At 75.2% G+C, this 3,109-nt stretch carries 3 protein-coding genes; all 3 read left to right on the top strand.

Translation table 11 applies throughout. From position 1 onward, the window contains the following. Nucleotides 1-697, top strand: a 697-nt coding sequence (locus tag AAHZ94_RS31620; RefSeq protein WP_349997147.1) for a PP2C family protein-serine/threonine phosphatase, incomplete at its 5' end; no start/stop codon positions are given. Between the two features lie 354 nt (nucleotides 698-1,051). Next, nucleotides 1,052-2,389: an NsdA family TPR-like regulatory protein gene (locus AAHZ94_RS31615; RefSeq protein WP_349997146.1), complete on the top strand. Its 1,338-nt coding sequence runs from the start codon at nucleotides 1,052-1,054 to the stop codon at nucleotides 2,387-2,389. A gap of 58 nt (nucleotides 2,390-2,447) precedes the next feature. Continuing rightward, entirely contained in the window at nucleotides 2,448-2,978 is a 531-nt protein-coding gene (locus AAHZ94_RS31610; RefSeq protein ID WP_349997145.1) for an NUDIX hydrolase, read from the top strand. Nucleotides 2,979-3,109 lie beyond the last annotated feature (131 nt).

Here is a 3,109-nt window from a genome sequence, read left to right as displayed (position 1 = left end):
CCCCCCCCCCCCCCCCCGGCCCCCCCCCCCCCCCCCCCCCCCCCCCCCGCCCCCCCCCCCCCCCCCCCCCCCCCGGGCGGGGGGCCCGCCGGGCGGCCCCCCCGCCGGGGAGGGCGCGGCGGATTCGGCCGGCGCGGACGCGGCGCAGTCCACCGCCGAGGACTTCGTCACCCTGCTGCTCCTCGAAGTGCTGCCGTCCGGCGAGGTGATGGCCCTGAACTGCGGGCACCCCTGGCCGATCCTGCTGGTGGGCCAGGGGCACGGCCGCCCGGTCGGCCCGCGCCGGGCCGGGCGGCGCACGCTGGCCCACCGGTCGGCACTGCCGCAGGTCACCCAACTCGCGCCCGACGAGCCGATGCCGCCGCTCGGCGCGTTCCCACTGCCGCAGCGGCCGACGCCGATCCGCTGCACGCTGCTGCTGCCCGGTGAGGCGCTGGTCCTGTACACGGACGGGGCGCCGGACGCGCGGGACGCCGACGGCCTCTTCTTCCCGCTCACCTGCGCCCTGGCGTGGGCGGCCCGCGGCGGCCCGGTGCACCCGCAGTCCGTCGTCGACCAGGTGCACGACGCGCTGTTGCAGCACACCGGCGGGCGGCTCACCGACGACGCGGCGCTGGTCGTCCTCCGCAACGACCGCAGCCGGGTGCCGGCCCAGGCGCCGGTGACGGTCCCGGCGGGCGACGCCCAGCTCTCCTGACCCGGGGGCCGGCGCCCCCCCCGTCTTGACGATGCGTCAGTACGGCTGCGCCGGCCCGACACGTACGGCCGTCCGGCTCTCGCCGCCGGCCCGACCCGGGGCCTGCGCCACCAGCCAACCGGGACCCGTACCGCCGGCCGAACTCACCCCGTCAGCAGCCCCGTTGAGCCCCAAGCCCCCACCGGACACCGCCCCTCGGATTGCCGTACCCGCAGTTCATCGCCGTACGAACGGCCCGGCGCGGGCGCCGTCCACCGGGCTTCGGCAGCCCGCGTGGCCACTTCACACCCCGTGTGCGCGCCCTCCCCTTACGCTGAGAGCACCGGGGGCACCGGGAGGCATGGGGAGCGCAGCATGGAGCCCAACACACTGCTCGATGCCGTGCTGGACGAGGCGGGAATCTCGCACGCGGCACTGGCGGCACACGTCAACGAGGCGGGTCGGGCCCGCGGCATGGAGCTGCGGTACGAACACACCGCCGTCGCCCGCTGGTTGAAGGGGCAGCGGCCCCGCGGGCAGGTGCCCGACCTGATCTGCGAAGTGCTCGGCGAGCGACTGCACCGCGCGCTCACCCTGGACGCCATCGGCCTCGGCACCCCCGGCAGCACCCGCGGCGTGGCCACCCCGCTGTCCGGCTTCGTCGAGCGCGCCACCGCCCTGTGGCGCTCGGACGAACAGCAGCGCCCGCACATCGTCAGCGCCCCCGCCGTCACCGGCACCCCGGCCGTCATCCCGGTCTGGGAGTGGGAGAACCCGCCCGAGGACTCGGACGTCTCGCGCACCGGGCTGACCCGGGTCTCCATGTCCGACATCGCCATGCTGCGCTCGGCCCGTACCCACTACGAGCAGATGTACCGCAAGGCCGGCGGGGTGGCGACCAGGGCCCGGGTCGTCGGGTTCCTCATCTCCGAGGCGGCGCCGCTGTTGCGCGGCAGCTATCCGGACGCGACCGGCCGCCATCTGCACCGGGCCACCGGCGGCCTGGTCGCCGTCGCCGGGATCTGCGCGTACGACTCGGACGCGCACGGCCTCGCCCAGCGCTACTTCCACCAGGCGCTGCGGCTCGCCAAGGCCAGCGGTGACCGCGGCCTCGGCGCCTACGTCATCGCCCTCTTGGTCAACCAGTCGCTGTTCATGCGCGAGTACCGGCAGGCGGTGGCGTTCGCCGAATCCGCGCTGCGCGCCGCCGGCCCCCGCATCACCCCGGCCCTCGCCGCCGATCTGTACGCCATGCAGGCCAAGGCGTACGCCCGGCTCGGCGACGGCGCAGGGGCGCTGTCCTGCATCCGGCGGGCGGAGAGCGCGGCTGAGCGCATCCGCCCGGGGCAGGAGCCCGACGAGACCGGCTACGTGCAGCCGGGCTTGGTGAACGTGCAGGTCGCCGAGGCGCTGTTGAACCTCGGCGACCTGGACGCAGCCCGCGAACACGCCACGGCCGCGGTGGACACCCCAGCGCACGACCGGGGCCGGGTCCACCGACTGGCGATGCTCACGCACATCGCGTTGCGCCAGGGTGACGCGGACCGGGCGGGGGCGACCGCGGTCGAGATGGCACAGCGGGCACGCGGAATGGAATCGCAGCGCTTACGGGACCGGCTCCGCGCGGTGCGCGAGCATCTCGTCGAGAGCGGATGCGCCGCGACGTCCGAGGCGGCCGAACTGATCGACGGGGCACTGCGCGTTCCGCTGTGAGGCACGGTGGGGCTGCTCCCGCCGAGTCGCTGCTCTCTACGGCGGAAGGTGGCTCACCGTGCTTTGGAAGAACCTCAAGGAGCAGACGGTCTACGAGAACCGTTGGTTCCGCGTCAATCTGGCCGACGTCGAACTCCCCGACGGGCACCACCTCGACCACTATCTGATCCGGCTGCGGCCGGTCGCCGTGGCCACCGTGGTCAACGAGGCCAATGAGGTGCTGCTGCTGTGGCGGCACCGGTTCATCACCGACACCTGGGGCTGGGAGCTGCCCGCCGGGGTCGTCGAGGACGGCGAGCGCGTGGCGGACGCGGCGGCCCGCGAGTTGGAGGAGGAGACCGGCTGGCGCCCCGGCCCGCTGCGGCACCTGCTCTCCGTCGAACCGTCCAACGGCCTGACGGACGCCAGGCACCACATCTACTGGGCCGAGGACGCCGTCCACGTGGGCCCGCCCGAGGACGCCTTCGAGTCGGACCGCATCGAGTGGGTGCCGCTGAAGGTCGTCCCCGACATCGTGGCCAGGGGTGAGGTGCCGGCCGCCAACATGGCGGCGGCGCTGTTGCTGCTGCACCACATGCGGCTGGGCTGACCGGGCTGCCGGACGCGGCGCCGGTGCGAGGGACGGGGGCGCCGCAGCCAGCGGTGCCCCGCGCCCCGTGGTGGGCCCCGGCGGCGGGGCCTGGCTCTTTTTCACCTCTGACGCGGCCGCCCGAACGACGT

The sequence above is a fragment of the Streptomyces sp. HSW2009 genome, assembly GCF_040240285.1.
Classification (GTDB): Bacteria; Actinomycetota; Actinomycetes; order Streptomycetales; family Streptomycetaceae; genus Streptomyces.
The sequence above is the reverse complement of the archived record's forward strand: the minus strand, read 5'-3'. Positions and strand labels throughout refer to the sequence as shown.